This window comes from Anaeromusa acidaminophila DSM 3853, assembly GCF_000374545.1.
In the GTDB taxonomy this organism is placed as follows: Bacteria; Bacillota; Negativicutes; order Anaeromusales; family Anaeromusaceae; genus Anaeromusa; species Anaeromusa acidaminophila.
The window spans coordinates 75,203-101,542 of sequence record NZ_KB894592.1 but is presented as its reverse complement, the minus strand read 5'-3'; the positions used below and the strand labels follow the sequence as shown (position 1 = coordinate 101,542).

The 26,340-nt window shown below is 51.9% G+C and carries 25 protein-coding genes; 24 read left to right on the top strand and 1 reads right to left on the bottom strand.

The annotated features are described in order from the left end of the window. Window positions 1–11: 11 nt before the first annotated feature. From rplQ to C508_RS0109535, 9 genes are all read left to right on the top strand, one after another. Window positions 12–347, top strand: a complete 336-nt coding sequence (gene rplQ, locus C508_RS0109575; protein ID WP_018703342.1) for a 50S ribosomal protein L17 — start codon at window positions 12–14, stop codon at window positions 345–347. A 156-nt stretch (window positions 348–503) separates the two neighbouring features. After that, window positions 504–1,340, top strand: a complete 837-nt coding sequence (locus C508_RS0109570) for an energy-coupling factor transporter ATPase (protein WP_018703341.1) — start codon at window positions 504–506, stop codon at window positions 1,338–1,340. After that, window positions 1,331–2,212, top strand: coding sequence for an energy-coupling factor transporter ATPase (locus C508_RS0109565; RefSeq protein WP_018703340.1), 882 nt, complete (start codon window positions 1,331–1,333; stop codon window positions 2,210–2,212). Before C508_RS0109570 ends, C508_RS0109565 begins: the two co-directional genes overlap by 10 nt. After that, a complete protein-coding gene (locus tag C508_RS0109560; protein WP_018703339.1) occupies window positions 2,202–3,008 on the top strand; it encodes an energy-coupling factor transporter transmembrane component T family protein in 807 nt (268 codons plus the stop codon). Before C508_RS0109565 ends, C508_RS0109560 begins: the two co-directional genes overlap by 11 nt. Next, window positions 3,005–3,802: a tRNA pseudouridine(38-40) synthase TruA gene (truA, locus tag C508_RS0109555; protein ID WP_018703338.1), complete on the top strand. Its 798-nt coding sequence runs from the start codon at window positions 3,005–3,007 to the stop codon at window positions 3,800–3,802. The genes C508_RS0109560 and truA overlap by 4 nt, the downstream gene beginning before the upstream one ends. A gap of 101 nt (window positions 3,803–3,903) precedes the next feature. Further along, window positions 3,904–4,344 carry a 50S ribosomal protein L13 gene (rplM, locus tag C508_RS0109550; RefSeq protein WP_018703337.1) on the top strand — a complete coding sequence of 147 codons (441 nt, stop codon included), beginning with the start codon at window positions 3,904–3,906 and terminating at the stop codon, window positions 4,342–4,344. 21 nt (window positions 4,345–4,365) lie between these two features. Further along, entirely contained in the window at window positions 4,366–4,758 is a 393-nt protein-coding gene (rpsI, locus tag C508_RS0109545) for a 30S ribosomal protein S9 (RefSeq protein WP_018703336.1), read from the top strand. 177 nt (window positions 4,759–4,935) lie between these two features. Next, window positions 4,936–5,592, top strand: coding sequence for a hypothetical protein (locus C508_RS0109540; protein WP_018703335.1), 657 nt, complete (start codon window positions 4,936–4,938; stop codon window positions 5,590–5,592). Window positions 5,593–5,624: 32 nt separating this feature from the next. Next, window positions 5,625–6,518: a MurR/RpiR family transcriptional regulator gene (locus tag C508_RS0109535; RefSeq protein ID WP_018703334.1), complete on the top strand. Its 894-nt coding sequence runs from the start codon at window positions 5,625–5,627 to the stop codon at window positions 6,516–6,518. Window positions 6,519–6,551: 33 nt separating this feature from the next. On the opposite strand, the gene C508_RS0109530 is transcribed toward C508_RS0109535, so the two are convergent. After that, complete coding sequence (locus C508_RS0109530; protein ID WP_018703333.1) at window positions 6,552–7,349, bottom strand: transglycosylase domain-containing protein; 798 nt, start codon at window positions 7,347–7,349, stop codon at window positions 6,552–6,554. Between the two features lie 128 nt (window positions 7,350–7,477). Here C508_RS0109530 and amrA point away from each other — a divergent pair, with 128 nt between their 5' ends. The 15 genes from amrA (at window position 7,478) to glmS (ending at window position 26,168) form a co-directional block, all read left to right on the top strand. Further along, entirely contained in the window at window positions 7,478–8,782 is a 1,305-nt protein-coding gene (amrA, locus tag C508_RS0109525) for an AmmeMemoRadiSam system protein A (protein ID WP_018703332.1), read from the top strand. After that, entirely contained in the window at window positions 8,779–9,810 is a 1,032-nt protein-coding gene (gene amrS, locus C508_RS18245; RefSeq protein ID WP_018703331.1) for an AmmeMemoRadiSam system radical SAM enzyme, read from the top strand. Before amrA ends, amrS begins: the two co-directional genes overlap by 4 nt. Window positions 9,811–9,868: 58 nt before the next feature. Further along, window positions 9,869–10,903, top strand: a complete 1,035-nt coding sequence (gene argC / locus C508_RS0109515) for an N-acetyl-gamma-glutamyl-phosphate reductase (RefSeq protein WP_018703330.1) — start codon at window positions 9,869–9,871, stop codon at window positions 10,901–10,903. Between the two features lie 28 nt (window positions 10,904–10,931). Further along, window positions 10,932–12,140 carry a bifunctional glutamate N-acetyltransferase/amino-acid acetyltransferase ArgJ gene (gene argJ / locus C508_RS0109510; protein ID WP_018703329.1) on the top strand — a complete coding sequence of 403 codons (1,209 nt, stop codon included), beginning with the start codon at window positions 10,932–10,934 and terminating at the stop codon, window positions 12,138–12,140. A 26-nt stretch (window positions 12,141–12,166) separates the two neighbouring features. After that, complete coding sequence (argB, locus tag C508_RS0109505; RefSeq protein ID WP_018703328.1) at window positions 12,167–13,051, top strand: acetylglutamate kinase; 885 nt, start codon at window positions 12,167–12,169, stop codon at window positions 13,049–13,051. A 12-nt stretch (window positions 13,052–13,063) separates the two neighbouring features. Continuing rightward, a complete protein-coding gene (locus C508_RS0109500; RefSeq protein ID WP_018703327.1) occupies window positions 13,064–14,263 on the top strand; it encodes an acetylornithine transaminase in 1,200 nt (399 codons plus the stop codon). 46 nt (window positions 14,264–14,309) lie between these two features. Next, entirely contained in the window at window positions 14,310–15,242 is a 933-nt protein-coding gene (gene argF, locus C508_RS0109495) for an ornithine carbamoyltransferase (RefSeq protein WP_018703326.1), read from the top strand. A 17-nt stretch (window positions 15,243–15,259) separates the two neighbouring features. Then, window positions 15,260–16,477, top strand: a complete 1,218-nt coding sequence (locus C508_RS0109490) for an argininosuccinate synthase (protein ID WP_018703325.1) — start codon at window positions 15,260–15,262, stop codon at window positions 16,475–16,477. Next, the gene (gene argH / locus C508_RS0109485; RefSeq protein WP_018703324.1) at window positions 16,474–17,892 is read left to right on the top strand and encodes an argininosuccinate lyase; all 1,419 of its coding nucleotides are present in this window, start codon (window positions 16,474–16,476) and stop codon (window positions 17,890–17,892) included. Before C508_RS0109490 ends, argH begins: the two co-directional genes overlap by 4 nt. A gap of 60 nt (window positions 17,893–17,952) precedes the next feature. Next, window positions 17,953–19,026, top strand: a complete 1,074-nt coding sequence (locus tag C508_RS0109480) for a branched-chain amino acid aminotransferase (RefSeq protein WP_018703323.1) — start codon at window positions 17,953–17,955, stop codon at window positions 19,024–19,026. 210 nt (window positions 19,027–19,236) lie between these two features. Beyond that, on the top strand, window positions 19,237–20,049 hold the full coding sequence (gene cdaA / locus C508_RS0109475) for a diadenylate cyclase CdaA (protein ID WP_018703322.1): 813 nt from the start codon (window positions 19,237–19,239) through the stop codon (window positions 20,047–20,049). A 6-nt stretch (window positions 20,050–20,055) separates the two neighbouring features. Further along, window positions 20,056–20,979, top strand: a complete 924-nt coding sequence (locus tag C508_RS18240) for a CdaR family protein (protein ID WP_071595786.1) — start codon at window positions 20,056–20,058, stop codon at window positions 20,977–20,979. A 29-nt stretch (window positions 20,980–21,008) separates the two neighbouring features. Then, window positions 21,009–22,607, top strand: coding sequence for an NAD(P)/FAD-dependent oxidoreductase (locus tag C508_RS0109465; RefSeq protein ID WP_018703320.1), 1,599 nt, complete (start codon window positions 21,009–21,011; stop codon window positions 22,605–22,607). A gap of 42 nt (window positions 22,608–22,649) precedes the next feature. Then, on the top strand, window positions 22,650–23,996 hold the full coding sequence (gene glmM, locus C508_RS0109460; RefSeq protein ID WP_018703319.1) for a phosphoglucosamine mutase: 1,347 nt from the start codon (window positions 22,650–22,652) through the stop codon (window positions 23,994–23,996). A gap of 342 nt (window positions 23,997–24,338) precedes the next feature. Continuing rightward, window positions 24,339–26,168 (top strand): glutamine--fructose-6-phosphate transaminase (isomerizing), encoded by a 1,830-nt coding sequence (glmS, locus tag C508_RS0109455; RefSeq protein ID WP_018703318.1) that lies wholly within the window; start codon window positions 24,339–24,341, stop codon window positions 26,166–26,168. Window positions 26,169–26,340 lie beyond the last annotated feature (172 nt).

Here is a 26,340-nt window from a genome sequence, read left to right as displayed (position 1 = left end):
GGACGAGAAGAATGGCCTATCGTAAACTGGGACGCGATTCTAGCGCCCGTAAGGCGCTCTTCCGCAGCCTGCTGACTTCCTTCTTTGCGCATGAGCGCATCGAGACGACTGAGGCGAAAGCCAAAGAAGTCAGCGGTCTGGCTGAAAAAATGATTACCTTGGCGAAAAAGGGCGACCTTCATGCCCGTCGTCAAGTGTTGGTCTGGGTAGACGAAGAAGTTACGAAGAAATTGTTTGACACCATCGCCCCGAAATACGCAGAACGGCAAGGTGGCTACACTCGGGTGCTGAAATTAGGCCCCCGTCGTGGTGACGCTGCGCCGATGGCGATTCTCGAGTTGGTGTAACTGCATGGGGCGACCGGATGGTCGCCTTTCTTTGCCACAGGCACGGAAGATCATCTGTTAGTGTGATTTTTCGTGCCTGTTTTTGTCGTATAAGTAAACCGGATTATTTTTGCGGTTAACTTGTCGGCGGCAAAACCAAGGAAGGGAAGAAATCGTTTGGAACCGTTCATTTGCCTGGAAAAGCTAAGTCATAGCTATCAGGGCCTTAAAAATGAAATTACCTATGCTTTGTCAGAGGTGGATTTGGCAATTCAGCCGGGGGAATTTGTAGCTATCATCGGTACAAACGGTTCCGGTAAATCTACGCTGGCCAAGCATTTAAACGCCCTGCTACTTCCTTCGGAAGGACGCTGTTTGGTAGCAGGCCTTGATACGAGGGAAGCCGAGCAACTTTGGCGTATCCGCCAGCAAGTTGGCATGGTATTTCAAAATCCTGACAATCAGCTAGTGGCGACGCTAGTAGAGGAAGATGTGGCATTTGGACCAGAAAATCTGGGCGTGCCTACAGCGGAGATTGTCAGTCGTGTGGAGCAAGCATTGGCGCAAGTGGGTATGAGCGAGTACCGGCAGCATGCGCCGCATTTGCTTTCCGGCGGCCAAAAGCAGCGAGTTGCCATTGCCGGTGTATTGGCGATGCAACCGGCTTGTTTGGTATTGGATGAACCGACAGCGATGTTGGATCCCCAAGGACGCCAGGAGGTTTTGCAAACTGTTTGCGATCTGCACCGTCAGCAAGGTATTACGGTTGTTTATATTACTCATTTTATGGAAGAAGCAGTGGCTGCGGATCGGGTCGTTGTTATGGATAAGGGGCGTATTGTAGCAAACGGGACGCCGGAGGAAATTTTCTGCCAGGTTCCTCGTTTGAAGGAACTTGGCTTAGACGTGCCTGTGGCGGCGGAAGTAGCCTGGCATTTGCAGCAGCAAGGGTTGTTGGAGGCAAAGACCTCTATAATTACAGACGAAGCGTTGGTGAAAGCATTATGTCCCTAATGGTAACACAACTACAACATACCTATTCGCCCGGAACTCCTTTTGCTCAAGATGCGCTGCGTGACTTAAATCTGGATTTAGCTCCTGGCGAGCGGGTGGCTTTAATTGGCCATACTGGTTCCGGCAAGTCTACGCTGGTGCAAATATTGGCAGGTTTGCTTAAGCCGAGCGCAGGACAGGTTCTTTTGGACGGTTGTGAGCTTAGCGGCGGCAGTGAAACCTCTAAGGCGGCACGGCGGCGCGTAGGGTTGGTGTTTCAGTATCCGGAACATCAGCTGTTTGAAGAAACCGTAAGCGCGGATATTGCTTTCGGTCCTCGCAATGCCGGCTTGCCGGAGGAAGAGGTGGCGCGGCGAGTTTCCTGGGCGATGAAACTGGTGGGGCTGAATGAAGCGGAGCATGGATCTTGTTCTCCCTTTCAATTATCAGGAGGACAGATGCGGCGGGTGGCTTTGGCGGGCATTCTTGCCTTACGTCCAGAATACTTGATTTTAGACGAACCTTCCGCTGGCCTGGATCCGAAGGGTCGTGACGAGATTTATGGTCAGTTGTTGCAGCTGCAAGAGGAAACTGGCATGGGAATTTTGCTTGTAACGCATAATATGGAGGACGCGGCGCGCTTGGCGCAGCGTCTTTTAGTGCTGGACCAAGGACAACTTTTATTAGACGGTTCACCGCAGCAAATTTTCCAAGAAGAAGGGACCTTGCTCAAGTCTTGCGGCTTGGAGCCGCCGGGGGTAACTAAGCTTATGAGCGCCCTGACGCAAGCTGGCTTGCCGTTACATGCGAGCCAAGCGGTTACGCCGAAGGAAGCGGCGCAGGAGATTGCGGCTATTCTCCGAAAGCAAGGAGGGCAAGTTCATGTTAAATAACCTTCTTGTAGGACAGTATTTCCCGGGGAATTCGGCAGTGCACTCCTTGGATCCGCGTACTAAAATAGTAGGCGCGTTAGGGTGCATTTTGATTATTTTCTTATTGGAAAGCGCTGTTTCGTACGCCGCTTTTTTATGCTTTCTAGCTATGTTGATACTGAGCGCTCAATTGCCCTTGGGGTTGGTCCTTCGCTCATTGAAGCCTCTGTGGCCTATTTTGCTGCTTACCGTGCTGATTCATGCTTTTAGCGGGCAAGGGGAAACACTGGCTTCTTGGGGACCCTTTGCAGTAACCGACGGAGGTTTGCAGCAAGGAGGGCGGATGGCGGGACGACTGGCTCTTTTGATCGTATCTTCGTCTCTTTTGACCTTTACTACGTCGCCTATTGCGCTTACAGACGGCTTGGAGGCATTGCTGCGGCCTGCAAAACGCTGGGGACTGCCAGCGCATGAGCTGGCGATGATGATGACCATTGCCTTGCGGTTTATCCCGACCTTGTTAGAAGAAACACAACGCATTATTAAAGCGCAGGAAGCGCGAGGCGTTGACTTTTCCAGCGGCTCTTTGCTGCGGCGGGGAAAAAATTTGGTTCCGGTGCTGGTGCCGCTCTTCATTAGCGCTTTTCGCCGGGCGGACGAATTGGCTACGGCTATGGAAGCCCGCTGTTACCGAGGCGGCGAAGGGCGAACGCGCATGCATCCGTTGCAGTATCGGGGGCAGGATGCCGTGGCTGCTAGCGTTTGGCTGCTCTTTGCCTCTCTGTTGGCCTGGCTGCGTTGGGGTGCGAGCCTATGACGGTACGGCGTATTAAATTAACTGTAGCATACGACGGCACCGCCTACCACGGGTTTCAGCGGCAGCAAAACGCGCTTGCGGTACAACAGGTGCTAGAGGAGCGTCTAGCTCCTCTTTTTGGGCATGAGCTGCGCATGACTGGCGCTGGCCGTACGGATACCGGCGTTCATGCCCGGGGGCAAGTCGTCCATTTTGACACGGAAGGGCGTATACCGACGGAGAGAATTCCTAGGGCGGCCCGGGGAATGCTGCCGGCGGATATGGCCGTGGTGTCTGCGGAAGAGGCGGACCCGTCTTTTCATGCGCGCAGGTCGGCTGTAGCTAAACGCTATCTGTATCGTTTGCGGCAAGATGCTCCGGAAAGTCCTTTTGGTCGTCATTATACTTGGATGGTAAGTAAAAAATTGAACGTGGCTGCCATGAAGAAAGCTACGGAATATATTTTGGGAGAACATGATTTTTCTAGCTTTCGCGCCGTAGGCAGTGCGCCAGTGCAGCCGGTACGGACTATTTTCAGCGCCGGCTGGCAGACGGAAGGAAACTTGTTAACCTTTCATGTTTGCGGCAATGGGTTTTTATACCATATGGTGCGGAACTTGGTCGGCGCATTTGCAGCTGTTGGCAGAGGCGAACTGCTTGTTGATGAATTTGCAGCCTTGGTCGAAGCCAAAGATCGCTCTTTGGCGCCTCCGACAGCACCGCCGCAAGGATTATTTTTGCAAGAGATTTTTTATCAATGGGCTAAAAATGAAATTTACTTTTTTCAGGGTATTGACAGCAGGGATGTCTTTTAATAAAATTACTTTATGAGATTTTGCCATGAATTCCATTAGCCCCGGAACTCATCAGGTAGGAAATCATAATGAAGCCATGAGCAACAGGGAGGGAATCGCACATGAAAACCACGTTTATGGCTAAAGCGGCCGAAGTGGATCGTAAATGGTTCATCGTAGACGCTGAAGGCAAGACGTTAGGCCGTTTGGCAGCCGAGGTAGCAAAAGTGCTGCGCGGCAAAAATAAACCCATTTTTACTCCTCATGTAGATACTGGTGATTTTGTCGTCATTATCAATGCAGAAAAAGTAGTTCTTACCGGTAAAAAACTGGTACAGAAAACGTATTTCCGTCATTCCGGTTACGTTGGCGGCACGACCTTTACGACGGCCGGCAAAATGTTGGCTGACAAGCCTGAGCGCATGCTGGAACTGGCAGTTAAAGGCATGCTGCCCAAGAACACCTTGGGTCGGCAAATGTTCCGCAAGCTGAAGGTTTACCGCGGTGCGGAACATCCGCATGCAGCGCAGCAGCCTGAAGTACTTGAAATCAACGTACGGTAATACGGAAAGGAGGACCATATCATGGCAGCAGTTAGTTATTACGGCACTGGCCGTAGAAAAACCTCCGTCGCGCGGGTGCGTCTCATCCCCGGTGAAGGTAATATCGTAGTAAATGAGCGTAAGCTTGACGAATACTTTGGCCGTAAAACGATGGAGCTCATCGTGAAACAGCCTTTGGACGTTACGGAAACTCTCGGTAAGTATGATGTTGTCGCTAGCGTAAAAGGCGGCGGCACCACTGGCCAAGCCGGCGCTATCCGGCATGGCATCGCGCGCGCTTTGCTCAAGGTTGACGGCGAACTTCGCCTGTCCTTGAAAAAAGCCGGTCTCTTGACCCGCGACCCTCGCGAAAAAGAGCGCCGCAAATACGGCCTCAAAAAAGCCCGCAAAGCTTCGCAGTTCTCCAAGCGTTAATTTTGCAGCAAGAAGTCCAGGAAGAGCATTCTTTTCCTGGACTTTTTTTGTGCCGCAGGATTGTGCAATTTTTCCGACATAGTTTTTAGCGGTAGCAGGATTTAGACGAAAAAAGTCTAATATGTTACAAATAGAACAAATTTGGAGAATGTTGAAAAGAAAGAGGAGGATTTAGAGATGAAACGATATTTATCTGCTTTGGTGGCAGTGGCAGTTTTAGGTACGGCGCAAGTGGCTTTTGCAAGCCTTGACGATACGAAGGAAACAATTGCTAAGCAATATGGCGATTTTCGCATGATTATTGATGAAGACAATCAAACCTGGAGCCGTTTGGACTGGGAGGCGCAAGGCAAGCGTAAAGCGAAGATTGCTTCGTATACTCACAATTTCAGCCGCAACGGTCTGGGAATTCAAATGGAAGTTACCTATGTCAATGAAAAACCGGGATCTCCGGTGCAGATTCAGCGGTTTACTCCCAATATGGCTATAAAAATTAAAGAATTTAAAGACTATTTTCCAGAAGTATACGCGTTGATTCAGCATCCGAAGGCTTGGCCTTTTGCTACCTATGAGCGTCGTTTGAGCCGTCAGTTCCAAGAAAGAGAATCGCCGGTTACCATGGGCATTGCCGTTAAAACCGAGCCTGTCAAGCAACCGCAGTGGTTTACGCTGTTGGTCTTCAATATTCAAGATGAAGGCCGCCTGGTAAAAGACATCGAAAATATTAGCGGCGACACCTATATTCGCGAGTTTACGATTGAGCGTCTTAGCAAAACTCGCGAGGGAGACGGTATGCGCAGCGGCAACTGGAAAGAAATTAAAAACTTTTTTTGAGGGAACAACGGGGAGAAAGGTAGTGAACTGGTATGACTGAGGAGCGAAGTGGAGATGAGCTGCAAGCGCAGAGCGATAAGCCTGAGAATGAGGTGCTGCGCCGGATTGCAGAAAAATATCATCATTTGGGAAAACGGACCAAGTTGGTAGCTGATTACGTCCTGAAAAATCCGCGCAGTATTGTTTCGCTGAGTATTACGGAATTGGCGGATTGTTGCAAAGTTAGCCAGTTTACGGTAACCAATCTTTGCAAGCAAATCAGCCTTAGCGGTTATCAGGAAATGAAGCTGATTATTGCCAAGGATTTTATTCGGCCCCTGGAACATATTCATGAAGGCATCAGCGAGCAGGACGATATTTCCGATGTAGCGGCAAAGTTGGCGGAATCCCATGTGCTTTCCATCAATGCAACGCGGGAAGTGCTGGATATGTATCAGCTGAGTATGGCGATTGACGCATTGGAAAAAGCCAAACGCGTTGATTTCTACGGAGTGGGCAATACTAGCTGTGTGGCCTTGAATGCCTATCATAAGTTTTTCCGTTTGGGTTTTTACACTCAATGTATTGAGGACGCTCACGCACAGGTTATGTCAGCGTCTCTTATGTCGCCAGGCGATGTGGCGGTAGGTATCAGCAGCTCCGGCAGCAGTAAAGTAATTTTAGACGCGCTGAAGGAAGCTAAGGATGCAGGGGCTACTACGATTTGCATTACTGGAAAGCATAATACGCCCCTTACCAAGGTGGCAGATATCAAAATTATTACTTCTACGCCGGAAAGCTTCTATCGCAGTGAATCGATTGAGAATCTGCTGGCGCAAATTTACATTGTGGACGTGCTGTATGTATCATTGGCCATGCGCAGGCAGGATGAGTTCTTAAAAACTCTGGACAAGACGCGTAAGGCTCTTTTGGTGAAACGGGTATAAAAAAAGCCTCGCTTCTTGGAAGCGAGGCTTTTTTTACTGTCGCAGCCGCAGGGCTGTATTTTGCGTTTCCGTGGCGGTTCCAGGCGTAATATATCCATAGCGGCTCATGGCTCCCAAGACAATGGACTGCCGTTTTTTGGCGGCGTCAAAATCATTGTAAGGAGAAAGGCGCGACGGCGCTTGAGGCAGACCGGCAAGAAGAGAGGCTTCCGCCAAACTCAATGAAGAAGGGGACTTATTGAAATAAACCGAGGACGCTTCTTGAATACCATAGGCTCCAGATCCGAAGTAGATAGTGTTTAAGTACAGTTCGAGAATTTCGTCTTTGCTGAAGCGAGCTTCTAGAAGCAAGGCTAAGGCGAACTCTTCCGCCTTGCGCCCCATGGTTTGTTCATGGCTTAAAAAAAGATTTTTTGCCAGCTGCTGCGTGATCGTGCTGCCTCCTTCCGTAATCGCGCCAAATTGCAAATTGACTAAAGAGGCGCGCAGGATGCTTTCCATATCTACACCAGCATGTTGATAAAAACGATGATCTTCTACCGCGATCAAGGCTTGCTGCATGGGCAGAGCAATGTCACGCAACGGCGTGAGCGGTCTTCCTTTTAATTGCTCAGCTACGGCATCACGCAAAAAGAGAAGCCGATGCAGGCGCTGCCAAGCGTTTTTAGGCAGGGCGGATGAATCAAGACTAGGCAACTGCTTGGTTCCTTCGTGCAAAAGCGATTGTCCTTGTTGCTTTAATGGAGATAAACCGTCAAAGGAAAGAAACGCGCCCAGAAAAGCAAGGCAAAAACATATAAGCAAAACGCGACCCCAACGTAAGCGGCGCAAAGAGATCCCTCCTTCATTTCTTACTACTATTTTATACTCCGAAAGCCTTGCTGCCAAGTGCGGCAAGAAAATGGCAGTAAATAACGAAGCAATACAAAATGTGAAATCCAAGAAAGGATGTGACAACTATGACTATGTTCCGTGGCGGCGCTTTATTGCCGCATCCGCCGATTCTTTTGCCTGCTATTGGGCAGGGGCGAGAAACGGAGGCCGCTGCTACGCTGCGCGCGTACGAAGAGGCGGCTAGGGAGATTGCTTCTTGGGAGCCGGAGGTGCTGGTTCTCATGTCGCCCCATGCGCCGAGCAAGGCAAGGTCGGTTGCGGTGAATGGCAGCGAGCGCTTACAGGGAACCTTCAGGGCTTTTGGTTTTCCCAGGGAAGAGCAATACTGGAATGGGGCTCCTGAGCTGGCTGAACGCTTGGTTGCCGCTTGGGGCCGAGGCGGAATTTCCTGCCAAGAACAGGAGCTGGAATTGGATCATGGCGCCTTGGTGCCGCTGTATTTTCTAGCGCAGGCAGGTTATAAAGCAAAGGTTGTGACTGTGAGTTTCGGCGCTTTGGCACAGCGTCAATACTATGAAATGGGTCAAATGCTGCGGAGGCTTATTTTGGCAGGAACGCAGCGAGTGGCTGTTATTGCTTCCGGAGACTTATCGCACCGCGTAACCAGAAACGCCCCGGCCGGGTATCATCCGGCGGGAGAGCAGTTTGATAAGCAGGTGGTAGCAGCGTTAAGGGAAGGGGATGCGGAACCTCTGTTGCATTTGCCATGGGAGCTGCAAGAAGAAGCCGGCGAGTGCGGATTACGCTCCATTCTTTTTTTGCTGGGAGCCTGCGGGCACAAGCCTTTTGTACGCCAGCTTTCGTATGAAGCGCCCTTTGGCGTTGGTTATGCCGTGGCCTTGGTGCAGGAGAATTCACAGTTGATGCTGCCCGTGGACTTGGCTTGGCGCAGCATTCGTCACTATGTACAGCAGCGCACGTTGTGGCAGGGACCGGGCGAACTGCCCGAAGAATGGATGCGCCCAGGTGCCGCTTTTGTTTCCCTTAAGAAAGATGGGATGCTGCGCGGTTGTATTGGCACCTTTGCACCAACACAGACGACATTGGCGGCGGAGATTATACGCAATGCCGTACTGGCGGCTACGGAAGATCCGCGTTTTGATCCGTTGCGGGAAGACGAGCTGCCAACCCTGCAAGTATCGGTGGATGTCCTTTCGGAACCCGAAAAGGTGGAGAATGAGGCTCAGCTTGACCCGAAAGAGTATGGCGTGATTGTGCAGCAAGGGCATCGTCGAGGGCTGCTGCTGCCTGACTTGGAAGGAGTGGATACCGTGGAGGAACAACTGCATATTGCCAAGCGCAAGGCTGGTATTGCGGATACGGCGGCAGTGGATCTTTTTCGCTTTCGCGTACGTAGGTACGGCGTATGAGCGCGGCGGTGCAGAAAGAAGCGTTGTGGCAGGAGCCGGCGACAGATGGACGCGTGCGCTGCCTGCTGTGTCCGCATCATTGTTTGCTGGCGGAAGGAGCGGATGGACGCTGTCGCGCCCGGGGCGTACGGGGAGGGCGTTTGCGCAGCTTGATTTACGGACTTGTTAGCGCGGCGGCTTTGGATCCGATAGAGAAAAAGCCTTTTTACCATTTCCATCCTGGCGGGGCTATTTTTTCCGTAGGGTCCTGGGGCTGTAATATGGCTTGCCCTTTCTGCCAAAATTGGGAGATTTCCCAGTTGGCGCCGGGAAGCCGCGCTCGGCAATTGACGCCGGAAGAGTTGCTGCAGGCGGCGGCAGGTTTTGGCGGAGAAAATTGCGGGTTGGCGTTTACCTATATGGAGCCGCTGGTTTGGTTTGAATATGTGCTGGAAGCAGCGAAATTGGCAAAAGAACGCGGTATGGTTGTGGCGATGGTGAGCAACGGCATGATTGAAGAAGCGCCGCTGCGACAATTGCTGCCCCTGGTAGATGCCTGGAACATTGACCTCAAGGCGTGGGATGCAGACGCTTATCGGCATTTGGGCGGTAATTTGGAAGCTGTAAAGCGGACGATTGAAATAGTATCTACGCAGGCGCATGTAGAAGTTACAACGCTTTTGGCGCCGAGGGCCGGAGTGTCGTTGCTGCAGGTGCCGGAAGTCGTTTCGTGGCTGCAGGGATTGTCGCGCCCCATTCCCTGGCATTTGACCCGCTATCATCCGGCCTGGCGTTGTCGTGAGGCAGGGCCGTCTGTTGCGGAAATTGAAGAAATTTGGGCGGCTGCAGCAGCGTTGCATCCGTATGTGTATATTGGTAATATGCAGCATAGCTCTAGTGAACGTACTTGCTGCCGCGGTTGCGGAGCGCCGCTTTTGGACCGCCAACGGCGTCTGCATTGGCTTACACCGGAAAAAAGCTGCAGAAATTGCGGCCTTCCAAGTGATATTTTTGGTGAAATTCATTTTGCATCGGCAGAAAGCACTTGAATTAATATTCATATACATGTATAATTATTTAACATAGACGTGAGGAGGTATGGAAGAGATGAAAGTAAGCATTATTGGCGCTACCGGGTATACAGGAGCGGAATTATTACGCCTTTTGGGCGGACACCCGGAAGCGGATATTCGTTATATTACTTCGGAGAGCAGCGCCGGCAAGTCCATTGCGGAGGTATATCCGCACTTGCAAGCGGTGCAGGAGGCCAAGCTGGTTAGCATGGAAGCCTTGGATGAGGTGGCGGCTGACAGTGATGCGCTTTTCATCGCATTGCCTCACGGTCATGCCATGGCGGTAGGTAAGCGCTTGGAAGCGACAAACGTAAAAATTATCGATTTAGGCGCTGACTATCGTTTTAAAGATACGGCAATTTACGAAGCTTGGTATAAAGTGCCGCATACTCATAAGGACGCTAAGGCGGTGTACGGTTTGACCGAATGGTACCGTGAAGATATTCGCGGCGCGAAAATTGTCGGTAATGCCGGATGCTATACTACAGCCAGCATTATGGCGTTGGCGCCGCTGGTGAAAAAAGGCTTGGTGGAATTGGACTCCCTGGTGGTGGACGCTAAATCCGGCGTATCCGGCGCGGGACGTTCGTTAAGCCTAAATAGCCACTTTGGCGAAATGTATGAGAATCTCAAAGCCTACAATGTGGGCGGGCATCGGCATACCCCGGAAATTGAGCAAGCGTTGGGCGGTTTGGCTAAGACTCCGATTGTGTTGAGCTTTACGCCGCATTTAATTCCCATGTCGCGGGGCATTCTCAGCACCTGCTACGGCCGGTTGAAAGCTGGCGTGGATGCGGCAGCTGTGGATGCCGCCTATGAGGAAGCATATGGACAGGAATACTTTGTGCGCTTGTTGGGGCGCGGCGGCTATCCGGCCACCAAAGCTGTGCGGGGCAGCAACTTCTGCGATTTAGGCTGGCATGTGGATATGAGGACTCGACGCGTTGTAGCTCTTTCTGCCATCGATAATTTGGTGAAGGGCGCTGCCGGTCAAGCGGTACAAAATATGAACGTATTGTTCAATCTGCCGGAAAAAACCGGTTTGGAATTATCCCCCATGTATCCGTAAACAAGCAAATTAGAGGAGGAACTATAGCATGTTGAAAGAAATACCAGGCAGTATTACAGCTCCCAAAGGATTTAAGGCAGCTGGCGTAAAAGCCGGCATTAAGAAAAGCGGTAAAGAGGATGTAGCGCTGATTGTCAGCGACGTGCCGGCTACAGCAGCGGCGACATTTACTCTGAATACTATGGCGGCGGCGCCTGTGGCTGTATCGAAAGAAGTGGCGGCCAAAGGCCAGGCGAAAGCCATCGTGGTTAACGCCGGCTGCGCCAATGCCTGCACAGGCGAACAGGGCATGGCTGACGCTAGAGAAATGGCGGCGGAAGCGGCTAAAGCTCTGAATGTAGACGCCAGCGAAATATTTGTGGCTTCTACGGGCGTGATTGGCGTGGAGCTTCCCATGGATAAAGTGAAGCAAGGCATTGCGAAAGCGGCGGCGGAGCTTTCCGTGGATGGCGAGAAGAACGCCGGCAAGGCCATTATGACGACCGATACTTTTTCTAAAGCCATTGCGGTAGAACTGCAATTAGGCGGTAAAACCGTGCGCATCGGTGGCGTAGCTAAGGGATCGGGCATGATTCATCCCAATATGGCGACCATGCTGGCGTTTATTACCACTGACGCAGCTATTTCGCAGCCTGTTTTGCAGCAGGCTCTTGCATACTGCATCCAGGTTTCCTTTAATATGATCAGCGTTGACGGCGATACCAGCACCAATGATATGGTGACGGTATTGGCCAACGGTTTGGCGGGCAATGCGGTTGTAGACCGGGTGGATACGGAAGATTACATGACCTTCCTGACAGCGCTGCATGCAGTATGCGTTTTCTTGGCCAAAGCCATTGCCAGAGACGGTGAAGGTGCGACGAAGTTCCTGGAAGTTCAGGTGAAAGGCGCCATTAGCTTCTACGAAGCTAAAAAAGCGGCGATGACCATTGCAAAATCCCCCTTGGTGAAAACGGCTTTCTTTGGTCAGGATCCCAACTGGGGGCGTATTGTTTCGGCAGTAGGCTATTCTGAAACCAATATTGTTCCGGAGAAACTGGCGGTTTGGCTGGGAGCTGAGCAAGTAGTAAAAGGCGGCATGCAAGCCAGTGCCGATGAAGAGGCGCTGCAGAAAGTCATGCAGCAGCACGATATCGTCGTAACGGTCGATCTGGGCGTGGGATCTGCGGAAGCCACGGTTTGGACCTGCGACTTTTCCTATGAATATGTTAAGATCAACGGCGAGTATCATACCTGAGCCGCCAAAAGGAGAGACGAGTGAAGATGATGGAAGCAGCAGAAAAAGCCGGCGTATTAATTGAAGCGCTGCCTTATATTCAGCGTTTTGTGGGCAAGACCATTGTTGTTAAATACGGTGGCAATGCCATGGTGAATGAAGAACTTAAGCACAGCGTGATTCAGGATATTGTACTGATGAAATGTTTGGGCATGAAGCCGGTTGTAGTACACGGCGGCGGTCCGGAGATTACGGCGATGCTGAAGAAAGTGGGCAAGCAGTCGGAATTCGTCAGCGGCCTGCGCGTTACTGATGAAGAGACCGTGGAAGTAGCGGAGATGGTGCTAGTAGGCAAGCTTAATTCCCAGATCGTGAGCCTCTTCAATCAGCATGGCGCGAAAGCCGTTGGTTTGACCGGCAAGGACGCGGATTTGATTGTAGCGGAAAAGCATTTGGCTAAAGTCCATGAAGGCGGCGAAATTAAAGAAGTGGATATCGGCTTTGTAGGCGACGTAGCTAGTGTTAATACGCAGTTGATCCATGATCTGCTTGATAAAGGATATATTCCGGTTATTGCGCCAATCGGCGTCGGTCGAAATTACGAAAGCTACAATATCAACGCTGACTCGGTGGCTGGTGAAGTGGCCGGGGCGTTGGCGGCGGAAAAACTGCTGCTTCTGACCGATGTGGAAGGTATTTATCGTGATTTCAACGATAAAAGCAGCTTTATTTCTACACTGACCTTTGAAGAAGCGCAGGCGTTGATTGTTGATAAAGTCATTGACGGCGGTATGATTCCTAAGGTGGAAGCTTGCGTGCGCGCCTTGAAGGGCGGCGCTAAAAAAGCGCATATCATTGACGGTCGCCAGCAGCATTCGCTGCTCCTGGAAGTCTTTACTTCCGGCGGTATTGGCAGCGAAGTGGTGCGCTAAGGAGGAAAGAAAATGAACAAGAATGCAGTTATCGCGCTGGATGCGCAGTATTATCTGCCGGTGTTCGCCAGATATCCCATCGTTTTGGAACGCGGCGAAGGTCCGTATGTATATGATAACGAAGGCAAAAAATACCTCGATTTTTTAGCAGGTATTGCTGTCAATCTTCTCGGTCACGGCCATTCTGGTCTGGTAAAAGCTGTGGCGGAGCAGGCTGGAAAACTCATCCACTGCTCCAACCTGTACTATACGGAAGTGCAGGCTACGTTGGTGCAAAAGCTGGCGCAGCGCAGCGGCTTGGAACGTGTTTTTATCGCCAATAGCGGCGCGGAAGCGAACGAAGGCGCGATGAAGCTGGCGCGTAAATACGGCAAGCTGCAAAGCGAGAGCAAAGTGGAAATCATCACAGCTCAGCATAGCTTTCATGGACGCACCTTGGCGACCTTGACGGCGACAGCGCAGGAAAAATACCAAAAAGGCTATGAGCCATTGCCGCAGGGCTTTTCCCATGTTCCCTTTGGTGATTTGGCGGCGATGGAAGCGGCTGTTTCGGCTAAGACCTGCGCCGTATTGCTGGAGCCTATTCAAGGCGAAGGCGGCGTGCATGTGCCGCCGGCAGGGTACTTAAAAGCGGTACGCGAACTTTGCGACAAACATGGCGCTTTGCTCATTTTTGATGAAATCCAGACCGGCGTTGGCCGGACAGGCACTTTTTTTGCGTATGAGCAAGAAGGGATTACGCCTGATATTGTTACTCTGGCCAAAGGGCTTGCTGGCGGCGTGCCGATTGGCGCCTTCTTGGCCAAAGAAGAAGTGGCCCAGGTATTTCATGCCGGCGATCACGGCAGCACCTTCGGCGGCAATCCGTTGGCTTGTGCGGCGGCCTTGGCTGTCTTGGAAGCTATGGAGCAAGAAAACCTGCTGGATAATGCCAACAAGCTGGGGCAATTGCTGCAGGACAAACTGCGGCAGCTGGCGCAAAAATATCCGGGCATCATCACTACGGTTCGGGGCCGCGGCCTGATTGTTGGCGCGGAACTGGCCGGCCAGGGACGAGGCATTGTGGAAGCTTGCCTGGAAAAAGGCATTATTATCAATTGCACTGCAGGCAATGTGCTGCGGTTTGTACCGCCGCTAAATATTACTGCAGCGCATATAGAAGAAGTGATCGCTGTTCTGGACAGCGTGCTGAAAGAACACGGTGCGTTTTGACAGCGTGAGGAATATCTTTGTATAATGGAAAAAGCGAGGGATAGCCATGAGCCTATACGGCAGGGATTTTTTATCAATACAGGAATGGTCTACGGAAGAACTGGAACAAGTGCTGACGGTGGCGGCGGATTTGAAAAAAAAGCAACAGCAAGGAGAGGCGCATCCGATCTTGCGCGGTAAAACGCTGGGCATGATTTTCCAAAAATCCTCCACCCGCACCCGGGTTTCTTTCGAAGTCGGCATGTGGCAGCTCGGAGGGCAAGCGCTGTTTTTAAGCTCCAATGATCTGCAGATTGGCCGCGGCGAACCTGTAAAAGATACGGCCCGTGTGCTATCGCGCTACTTGGACGGCATTATGATTCGCACTTTTTCTCATGCGGAAGTGGAAGAGCTGGCTGCGTATGCGGATATTCCGGTCATTAACGGCCTTACGGACCGGCTGCATCCGTGTCAGGCGATGGCGGACCTTTTGACCATTCGAGAGCATAAAGGCTCTTTGAAAGGGTTAAAGATGGCCTACATCGGTGACGGCAACAATATGGTTCACTCACTGATGCATGGCTGTGCCAAATTCGGCATGGATATTTCCGTTTCCACTCCCACGGCATACGAGCCGAACGCGGGGATTGTAGCTGCGGCAAAGCAGGTGGCTCAAAACACCGGCAGTCGTATTGAGCTGACGCAAGACGTGCTGGAAGCAGCCGCCGGAGCGGATGTTCTCTACACCGACGTCTGGGCCAGCATGGGTATGGAAAGCGAACAGGTGGCGCGCCAGGCCGTTTTCAAAAACTATCAAATCAACCAGCAAGTGCTGGCTGCGGCCGATAAAAAGGCCATTGTCCTGCACTGTCTGCCGGCGCATCGCGGCGAAGAGATTACCGAAGACGTTCTGGAAGGTCCGCAATCGGTAGTCTTTGACGAAGCGGAAAACCGGCTGCATGTGCAAAAAGCCATCATGGCCCTGGTAATGGGCAAATAAGCGAGGAGGAAGTTACAATGAGTGAAATCAAAAAAGTGGTATTGGCCTACTCGGGAGGCCTGGATACTTCGGTAATCATTCCCTGGCTGAAAGAAAACTATAATGGCTGCGAGGTTATCGCCATGTGCGCCGATATCGGCCAAGGCGACGAACTGGATATCGTTCGGGAGAAAGCTATTGCTTCGGGCGCCAGCAAGATTTACGTCGAAGACTTGGTGAAACCCTTCCTGGAAGAGTATGTATGGCCGACGCTGAAAGCCGGCGCTGTATACGAAGGAAAATATCTGCTGGGCACCTCTTTCGCTCGGCCGTTGATCGCCAAAGCCATGGTGGCTATCGCTGAAAAAGAAGGCGCAGACGCTATCGCTCACGGCGCTACCGGTAAAGGCAATGACCAGGTTCGTTTTGAACTGACTGTGAAAGCCTTGGCTCCACATCTGAAAATTATCGCTCCTTGGCGGCTGTGGGACATTCGTTCTCGTGAAGACGCCATCGACTATGCGGAAAAACACAATGTTCCTGTGCCGGTTACTAAAAAACGCCCGTACAGCATGGATCGCAACATTTGGCATCTCAGCCATGAAGGCGCTGACTTGGAGTTCCCCTCCAACGAGCCGCCGATGGATTTGTACATGGTTACCAATCATCCGGAGCAGGCTCCTGATGAGGCGGAGTACTTAGAACTTGGTTTTGAAAAAGGCATCCCTGTCAGCGTCAACGGTGAAAAACTCGACAGCGTAGCTTTGGTGACCAAGCTGAACGCCATTGGCGCCAAGCACGGCATCGGCATTGCGGATATCGTAGAAAACCGTTTGGTGGGCATGAAGTCCCGCGGCGTATACGAAACTCCTGGCGGCGCTATTTTGTACTATGCTCATCGCGAGTTGGAATACCTTACGCTGGATCGGGCGACGCTGCACTTCAAAGAGCAGACCGCCATTCGTTACGGCGAACTGGTTTATGACGGCATGTGGTATTCGCCGCTGCGTGAAGCGCTGGACGCTTTTGTGGACAGCACGCAGCAAACCGTTACCGGCACTGTGCGCATGAAGCTGTATAAAGGCAACATTCTGAGCGCCGGCAGCAAGTCTCCGTATTCCTTGTACCATGAAGGCTTTGTTACCTTTGGCCGTGACGAAGTATACAATCAAGCGGATGCGGAAGGGTTTATCAACCTCTTCGGCTTGCCGCTCAAAGTGCGGGCACTGATGCAAAAAGAGGCAGGTATAAAATGAGTAAGAGCATGTGGGGTGGACGTTTCACCAAAACGACCGACGCCATGATGGAGGAGTTTAACTCCTCCATCTCTTTTGATAAGAGAATGTACAGAGAAGATATTGCCGGCAGCATGGCCCATGCGGCTATGCTGGCGCGGTGCGGCATCCTGACGGACGCAGAAGCCGCATCGATTCGTCAAGGACTGCAAGACATTCTGGCGGATATTGAAGCCGGTAATTTTTCCTTTGAAGTGTCTTTAGAAGACATTCACATGAATATTGAAAAGCGCTTGACCGAGCGCATCGGCGCTGTCGGCGGCAAGCTGCATACGGCGCGCAGCCGCAATGATCAGGTGGCGGTGGATACGCACATGTATGTGCGCCGGGAAATCGGCGAAATTGCGAAACTGCTGGAAGACTTGCAAAAGGCCTTTGTAGAGGCGGCGCAGAACAATCTGCAGGTTATTATGCCTGGCTACACGCACCTGCAGCGGGCGCAGCCGATTTTGTTCTCTCACCACATGATGGCGTACTTTTTCATGCTGGCGCGGGATTTTGAACGCCTCCAGGGCGTGCAGCGCCGGACGGACATTCTGCCCTTGGGGGCGGGAGCGCTGGCAGGCACAACCTTCCCGATCGACCGCCACTATGTGGCGGAGCAGCTTGGGTTTGCGCAAGTGTACCAAAACAGTCTGGATGCTGTAAGCGATCGCGACTACATTTTGGAATTCCTTTCCTTCGCGTCCATCCTGATGGTGCACTTATCTCGGATCAGTGAAGAAATCATTCTTTGGTCTTCAGCGGAGTTTGCTTTTATTGAACTGGATGACGCTCATTGTACAGGCTCCAGCATCATGCCTCAGAAGAAAAATCCCGATATGGCGGAACTGGTGCGCGGCAAAAGCGGCCGGGTCATTGGTCACTTGATGGCCATGTTGACGACGGTAAAAGGCTTGCCGTTGGCGTATAACAAGGATTTGCAGGAAGACAAGGAAGGCTTGTTTGATGCTATCGATACCATTAAATTCAGCTTAGCGGTCTATGCGGCCATGATCCGCGGCTTGCGGGTACGCCAGGAAAAGATGGAGCAGGCTGTGCGCCATGATTTCTCCAATGCCACCGATATGGCGGATTACCTGGTGAAAAAAGGGCTGCCTTTCCGCCAGGCTCATGAAGTGGTCGGTAAGACGGTACGGTATTGCATTGAACAGGAAAAATGGCTGATGGATTTATCCATCGCCGAGTTCCAACAGTTCTCAACGCTTTTCGAGGAAGATATCCTAGAAGCAATCAAGGTGGAGACTTGCGTGGAAAACCGCAATTCTTTCGGCGGCACGTCTCCGACACAGGTAAAGCTGGCTATGGAAGCTGCAGAAGAAATTATCCGAAAACAGCAAAGCTTCCTTGACATGTATACAAAAAACGATATATAATGGGTCTAATGCTAGCGGACTTATTACAGGTTGTATGCATGAGAAGGAGGCAGTCAGACTATGGCGGAAATTAAAGTAACAAAGGTAACTACACCCAAGGAGCTTCCCCCGCAGGATAAGCTCGGCTTTGGTCACTACTTTACGGACCACATGTTTGTCATGGATTATGAGACCGGTAAAGGGTGGCATTCGCCGCGGATTGAGCCTTATGGCGATTTTGACCTTTCTCCGGCGGCTATGATCCTTCATTACGGCCAAGGTATTTTTGAAGGAATTAAAGCCTTCAAAACCGATGATGACCGTGTTGTCATTTTCCGGACACGCGACTATCTTGCTCGGTTCAACCGCTCGGCGGATATTCTCTGTATTCCTCAGATGGACACGGAGCTGCTGCGGGAAGGACTGCATAAGCTGGTCGAACTGGAAAAACGCTGGGTGCCTAAAGGCGAAGGTACGTCCTTGTATGTACGTCCTTTTGTTATTGCCGACGATCCCTACGTGGGAGTAAAAAGTTCGGACCGCTATAAGCTGTTTATTATCCTTTCGCCGGTCGGCGCATATTACGCCGAAGGCTTTAATCCAGTAGCCATCAAAGTAGAAGATCATTATGTACGGGCTATCAAAGGCGGCCTTGGCGAAGCCAAAACGCCGGCGAACTACGCAGCCAGCTTGAAAGCGCAGATTGAAGCGAAGAAAGAAGGCTTTGCGCAGGTACTCTGGCTCGACGCCTGTGAGCGCAAGTACATTGAAGAAGTAGGTACGATGAATATCTGCTTTAAAATTGGCGGTAAAGTCATTACTCCGGCGCTGAATGGCAGCATCCTTGGCGGTATGACCCGGCGAACTGTGTTGGAGCTCTGTAAAGACTGGGGCGTACCGGCAGAAGAACGGGCTATTTCCATTGATGAAGTATTCGAAGCTCATGCCAAAGGGCAGCTGGAAGAAGTATTTGGCACAGGTACGGCAGCGGTTATCTCGCCGGTAGGCGAGCTTTGCTGGAAGGGACATAAGATCAGCATTCACGATAACAAGACTGGTCCTTTTGCGCAGAAGCTGTTTGATCATGTTACAGGTATTCAATCCGGCAAAATTGCCGACAAGTTCGGTTGGGTTGATGAAGTAACCAAAATTTAAGACTTTTTTCCCGGGTCCATGCGGTAAAAGCGTGGACCTGGTTTTTTTGAGACCGTCTATGGTCTCATTTTTGCACTTATACCAAGAAAATGCTGAAGGCAACCGAAAAAAATCAATTTGTAAAAAGGGATTGAGCTGCTAAAGAACGAATAAAAAATGAATATGTATGAATTTATGGGCTGAGTATGAGCAGCGTGAGGGGTTTTCGCCATGATGTCGCAAATTGAAGTGATCCTGGCCACGTTGAGCGGTCTTGACGTGATTGACATTATTATAGTTGCCTTTGTATTATATCGGTTGTATTATATGATTCGCGACACTCGCGCAGCGGCATTGGTAAAAGGGCTGATGCTGCTTCTTTTGGCTACGGCGGGAAGCAAGTGGCTGGGCTTAAATGTGGTCTACTGGCTGCTGCAAAAGACGGTTACTGTTATGCTCGTGGCTTTGCCTGTGGTGTTTCAACCGGAGCTGCGGCGAGCGTTGGAGCAATTAGGGCGCGGTAAGTTGTTTCGTAAGAACGCCTTTTTGAATGAGGAAGAAACCGAGGATTTCTTGCAGGAAATGGCTAAGGCCGTTGCGGTGCTCGCAAAAAACAAAATTGGCGCGCTATTGGTGCTGGAACGAGAGACTGGCTTGGGGGATTATACGGAAACAGGGATCAAAGTTGACGGTATTGTGTCCAATGAATTCCTGATTAATATTTTTATTCCTAATACGCCTATGCATGACGGCGCCGCGGTACTGCGCGGCAATCGTGTCCTGGCGGTGGGCTGTTTGCTTCCTTTGACGGAAGACCGCAGCTTAAGTAAAGAGCTGGGGACGCGTCACAGGGCGGCGATCGGTATAACGGAACAGACGGACGCCGTAGTGGTGGTAGTCAGCGAGGAAACCGGCACGATTTCCGTAGCGCGATCCGGTAAGCTGACCCGCTATTTAGATACGGAAAGCTTGAAGGAAATGCTGCGGCCCTTGGTTGTGCAGCGTCATACGAGTCTTGGGGACTTCTTTAATTGGAGGCAATAAGCTGTGATGCAGGGATTGGCGAACTTATTGCGCAGAAATTTGGCGATGAAGCTGTTAGCGCTTTTTTCCGCTATTTTTTTGTGGCTTTATGTAATGAATGAACAAAATCCGCCGGCAGAGGTCAGCTATAGCGTACCTGTAGAGGTACACAATCTGGCCAGCGATTTAGTAGTGCATCAATTGCCGGAAACCGTGCGCGTCCGTGTCAAAGGGCCGCGCAGCGCTGTGGCGTATTTGAATCCGGCGGATATGAAGGCGGTGCTGGACCTAAAGGGACTGAGCGAAGGGAAGCATACGCCCCGGTTTCAGGTCAATGTGCCTAGCGGCGTAGAATTGCTAGAGATTCAGCCGAACCCTGTACCTATTACCTTGGAAATGATTATCTCTAAAGTAGTGCCTGTAGAATTGCGCCTAAATGGCAGCCCAGAGCCGCAGACGGCTAGTGTGAAGACGGATTCTTCGGTGAAACAAGTGCGTATAGAAGGTCTGCGCAGCGCTGTAGCAGCGGTCAGCCAGGTCGTGGTAACCGTCGACGCCAGCGGCAAGGATGCTTCCTTTGAAGTGGAAGCTCCTATTTTGGCTTTAAATAGTGAAGGCCGGATGGCGGAAGGCGTCACCATTACACCCGATGTATCGCATGTGCTTGTTGCTTGGTCTAAACCGCAGATCAAGAAACAACTGGATGTGGAAGCCGCTTTCCAGGGGCAATTGCCGTTGGGAACCAAGATTACCCGTATGGTAATTGTGCCTAATAAGGTAGAAGCGCAAGGCGATAAGGCTGTGTTAGACGGAATGCCTTATATTTCTACGGAAATCATTGACTTATCGCAGGTGAATGGTAATATAGATCGGGAATTGAACTTGCAGGCGCAGCCGGGCGTGGTTTTCCAGCCGACTAAAGTACGTGTGCAAATTAGTGTAGAGCGCTAAAGCGTTTTTTAAAGATAGGAGCAAGCAGTTTGATAGTCATTCATAATTTTCGTACCGCTCTGGAGGATGAAACTCCTTTAGCCTCAGCCGCCGCTAAACGGCTGGGGCTAAAAGAAGCAGACATCCAAAAGGTGCGAATTGTCCGCCGGGCGGTGGACGCGCGGCGTAAGCCGCATATTTCTTTTGTCCATACCCTGCAGGTAGAAACGCCGCTGGAAAAGGCGGTATGCAAAAAACTTCGTAATGATCGGGATGTTGTTTTGGGACAGCCCAAAGAACGGCCTCCGATCCTCCTGGGAACAACGCCCTTAAGCGGGCGGCCTGTAGTAGTGGGCCTAGGCCCAGCAGGGCTCTTTGCCGCCTTGGCGTTGGCTCGGCATGGCTATCGGCCGCTGGTGCTGGAGCGAGGACGCGATGTGGAGCAGCGCAGCCGGGATGTGGCGGAGTTTTGGCAAACTGGGCGTCTGAATCCAGCGAGTAATGTGCAATTTGGCGAAGGCGGCGCCGGTACCTTTTCGGACGGCAAACTGACGACGCGGGTAAACCATCCGCGGATGCAGGAATTGCTGGAAATTATGGTGGAAGCTGGCGCGCCCCCGGAAATCGCCTATTTGCATAAGCCGCATGTGGGTACGGACTTATTGCGGCTGGTTGTTAAGAATTTGCGAGAAGAGATTAAGCGCCTAGGCGGCGAGGTACGCTTCGAGAATCAGGTTACTGATTTGCAGGTGACGGAAGGGCGCGTTGCCGCCGTTGAAATCAACGGACAAGAACGCGAGGACTGCGCGGCGGTTCTTTTGGGCATTGGCCACAGCGCACGGGACACATATGCGATGCTGCAGGCAAGAGGGGCGGCGATGGAAGCCAAGCCCTTCGCCATTGGCCTGCGCATTGAGCATCCGCAGGAAGTACTCGACCAGGCGCAATACGGCGCTGCTGCAGGGCATCCGCGCCTAGGGGCGGCTGATTATGCATTGGTCTATCATCATCCTAGCAACGGACGGACCGCGTACTCCTTTTGCATGTGCCCGGGCGGCTTGGTTATTGCCAGCGCTTCTGAAGAAGGCGGCGTTGTGACGAACGGCATGAGCCTCTACAGCCGCGCTTCGGGGCTTGCCAATAGTGCGTTGGTTGTGAATGTACTGCCGGAGGATCATGACGGCACTCCTTTGGGGGGCGTAGCTTTCCAGCGGCAGTGGGAGCAAGCGGCTTTTGCTGCCGCTGGCGGCGGTTATGCCGCGCCAGCCCAGGCGGTGGGGGATTTTTTGCACGGCCATGACGGCAACACGGAGTTTTTAACCTCCCCAAGCTATCGGCCAGGCATCAAACGAACCCAGTTAGGCGCTTGCCTGCCTGCTTTTGTCGGTGATACCCTGCGGCAGGCGCTGCCGGACTTTGGCCGAAAGATTAAGGGCTTTGATCATCCGGGAGCGGTCTTGACCGGTGTAGAGACGCGTACTTCTGCGCCGCTTCGTATTTTGCGAGGCCGGGATTTTCAATCTCTTACGTTGCAGGGCTTGTATCCTTTGGGAGAGGGCGCTGGTTACGCCGGAGGCATTATGAGCGCGGCTCTTGACGGGTATATGGCGGCGTTGTCGCTAATGGAGTCGTATGGACCGCCGCGTTAGGCGGCATGGTTAAAGATTTTCTAGAGGGGGATTTTAAATACTATGGCAAGATTGTTTGGAACCGACGGAGTGCGGGGGATTGCAAATAAAGAACTGACGCCGGAATTGGCATTTCGGCTGGGCTGGGCGGCGACCACCTATTTCGGGCGGCATAGTAAAAGCCAGCCGACCATTTTGATTGGCCGCGATACTCGCTTATCGGGTCCGATGCTGGAAGCGGCATTGTCCGCCGGCATTTGCGCTGCTGGAGGTAAAGCGGTGCTTTTGGGCGTAGTGCCAACGCCGGCAGTAGCTTATTTGACACATTCTTGTAAAGCCCAGGCAGGCGCTGTTATTTCTGCGTCGCATAATCCGTACCCGGATAACGGCATCAAGTTTTTTGCCGGCACAGGCTATAAGCTGCCTGATGAAGTAGAAGACCAGCTCGAAGAGCTTGTGCTGTCTTGCGACGAAAAAGGCGGCAAGCGCCCGACTGGCGCTCAGGTTGGTACTATTGAACAGGGACATGAGCTTTTAGATCGGTATTTAGATTACTTAGCCGGAACCATCAAAGGCGATTTACAAGGCCTGCGCGTAGTTCTGGACTGCGCCAATGGAGCCGCCTTTGAAGCGGCGCCGCGCATCTTAGAGCGTTTGGGCGCAGACGTTACGGTGATGTATAATCAACCTGACGGGATTAATATCAATGAAGGCTGCGGTTCTACGCACCTGGAAGCGCTGCAGCGAGAAGTGCTGCAGCAAAAAGCGCATGTGGGAATTGCCAACGACGGCGACGCTGACCGGTGCCTTGTTGTAGATGAAAAAGGAAATATTGTTGACGGCGACCAGATCATGGTCATTTGCGCCTTGGCTCTTTTGCGTCAAGGAAAGCTCAAAGAGCACACGCTGGTGGCGACGGTCATGAGCAACTTGGGGCTGCATCAGGCGATCCGCAAAGAAGGCGGCACGGTGGTAGTGACGCCGGTAGGCGACCGCTATGTCCTCGAAGCCATGCGGGCTTCCGGTTTTTCATTAGGCGGCGAGCAGTCCGGTCACATCATTTTCCGCCAGTTTAGCACTACCGGCGACGGCATTTTGACGGCGCTGCAGCTGTTGGCGAACTTGAAGGAAAGCGGCAAAGCCATGTCTGAACTGGCAGGCGTGATGACGCGGTTCCCGCAGGTGTTGGTCAATGTACGCGTAGGAACCAAAGACGGCTGGCAGGATAATGAGGCCATCTGCGAAGCGATTGAAAAGGCGGAATCCGTTTTGGGCGAAGAAGGTCGCATTCTGGTGCGCGCTTCCGGTACGGAAAAGCTGATTCGCGTGATGGCGGAAGGTCCGGTGCAAGAACAGCTTGACTCTCTGGCGCAGGAAGTGGCGGCTGTTATTGACCGCGAACAAGCTTAAAGGAAGTCGTAAGACAGAAGTAAGTTGACCAAACGGCGGACGTCGAGTACAATAGCCATATATGACGTTGCGAAGGAGCACGGGAGGTGCTCCTTCGTTTACTGTCAGGCTGGTTTTGCCCCAAGGAGGTGGAAGCAGCAAGGCAAGCAAAGCCGACCATGAAGCGCTGGCTCTTGATTGTGTTACAGTCAAGAGGACGAGGAAGAGGAGCATCGAGATGATCAGCGGATGCCTCTCGGCGGGCCTGCAGCCGCAAAAAGACGACAAAACCCGAGGGTGACCGCGGGGACAATGCGTCTTGGCAGGAACCTCCCTAAGAAGTGTAAGCAGGAGGATACTATTATGTGTGGTATTGTTGGTTATATTGGTCCCGATCAGGCGACTCCATTTTTGTTGGAAGGCTTGAGCAAGCTGGAGTATCGCGGGTATGATTCCGCAGGCATTGCGGTTTTCGACGGCGCTAAAGTGAATGTGGAAAAAAGCGTCGGACGTCTGAATGCTCTTTGCAAACGCCTGGAAAATCGGGCGCCTCAAGGACATGTCGGTATTGGACATACCCGCTGGGCGACCCATGGACGTCCGTCGGACGTCAATTCCCATCCTCATACGGACTGCACCGGCAAGTTTACGGTGGTGCATAACGGGATTATTGAGAACTATCTGGAACTGAAAGAAGACTTGATTGCTAAAGGCCATGTCTTTACTTCCGAGACGGATACGGAAGTCGTGGCGCATTTGCTGGAAGAGCATTACCAGGGAAACTTTGAAGAAGCCGTAAAAAAAGTTTTGGCTGAAATCGAAGGTTCTTATGCGTTGGTATTCTTGTCGGAAGAAGATCCGGACAAGCTGATTTGCACCAAACAGGACAATCCCCTGGTTATCGGCTTGGGCGAAGGGGAAAACTTCATCGCGTCCGATATCCCCGCCATCATCAAGCGTACCCGCCGTACGTATATTCTCAGCGACGGTGAAATGGCCATCGTGACCAAGGACGCGGTTTGGGTGATGAATCGCCAAGGCGTACCTGTTACCAAAAAAGTATTCGAAGTAAAATGGGATGCGGAAGCTGCGGAAAAAGGCGGCTACGAGCATTTCATGATTAAAGAAATCTATGAGCAGCCTAAAGCGGTGCGGGAAACCATGACTGGACGGCTGGCAAAAGACGACAGCCATATCGTGTTTGAAGAGTTGAAATGGTCCCGTCATGATATGGACAATATCAGCAAAATTGCCATTGTGGCCTGCGGTACGGCGTATCATGCAGGCATGGTGGGCAAGAACTTCATTGAGCGCTTGGTACGCATTCCGGTGGAAGTGGATATCGCTTCCGAGTTCCGCTACCGTTCGCCCTTGATCGACGAAAAAACGCTGACCATTGTCATCAGCCAATCCGGTGAAACCAGCGATACCCTGGCGGCGCTGAAAGAAGCCAAGCGCCTTGGCTCGCGCACGCTGGCGGTTACCAACGTGCTGGGCTCGTCCATTGCCAGGGAAGCGGACCAAGTAGTGTACACTCTGGCTGGTCCGGAGATTTCCGTAGCTTCCACCAAAGCCTATACGACGCAGCTGGTTACGCTGTGCATGCTGAGCATCTATATGGCAGGCCTCAAAGAAACCTTGCCGTCCGAACGAATCCAAGAACTCATTCGCGGCCTGCGGGAGCTGCCTGCCCAGGCGCATGAAATCCTGGAAGACGTAGAGCCTATTAAAACCTTTGCGCAGCAATACGGCTTCAGCGAAGACGTGTTCTTCATCGGCCGTTCGTTGGACTACGCCGTGGCGTTGGAAGGCGCTCTAAAGCTCAAAGAAATCTCCTACATCCATGCGGAAGCCTATGCGGCTGGCGAACTCAAACACGGCACCTTGGCTTTGATCATTGAAGGCGTGCCGGTTATCGCGCTGGCTACACAGACCGACGTGTATGAGAAAACGCTGAGCAATATTAAAGAAGTCAAGGCGCGGGACGCCGTCGTTATCGGCATTGGCCTCAAAGGCGATGAGCAGCTGAAAAAGTATGTGGATCATGTCATTCAGATTCCTGCGACCGATAAATACCTGGCGCCGCTGCTGGCGGTCATTCCGCTGCAGCTCCTGGCTTACTACGCCGCCGTCACTCGTGGCTGCGACGTAGATAAACCGCGTAACCTTGCAAAAAGTGTCACAGTTGAATAACAAGAACTGACCGTGTAAACGATTAAAACCGCTCGTTCATGATAATCTTAAAACAGATTATCATGAAGGGCGGTTTTGTTTTAAGCAAAGGAATAGTTCCGGTTGAATGCGTAGTTTAACGTTGAAAAAGTGAGAATAAGATGGTTTGAGATAACAACTAAAGAGACTGCAG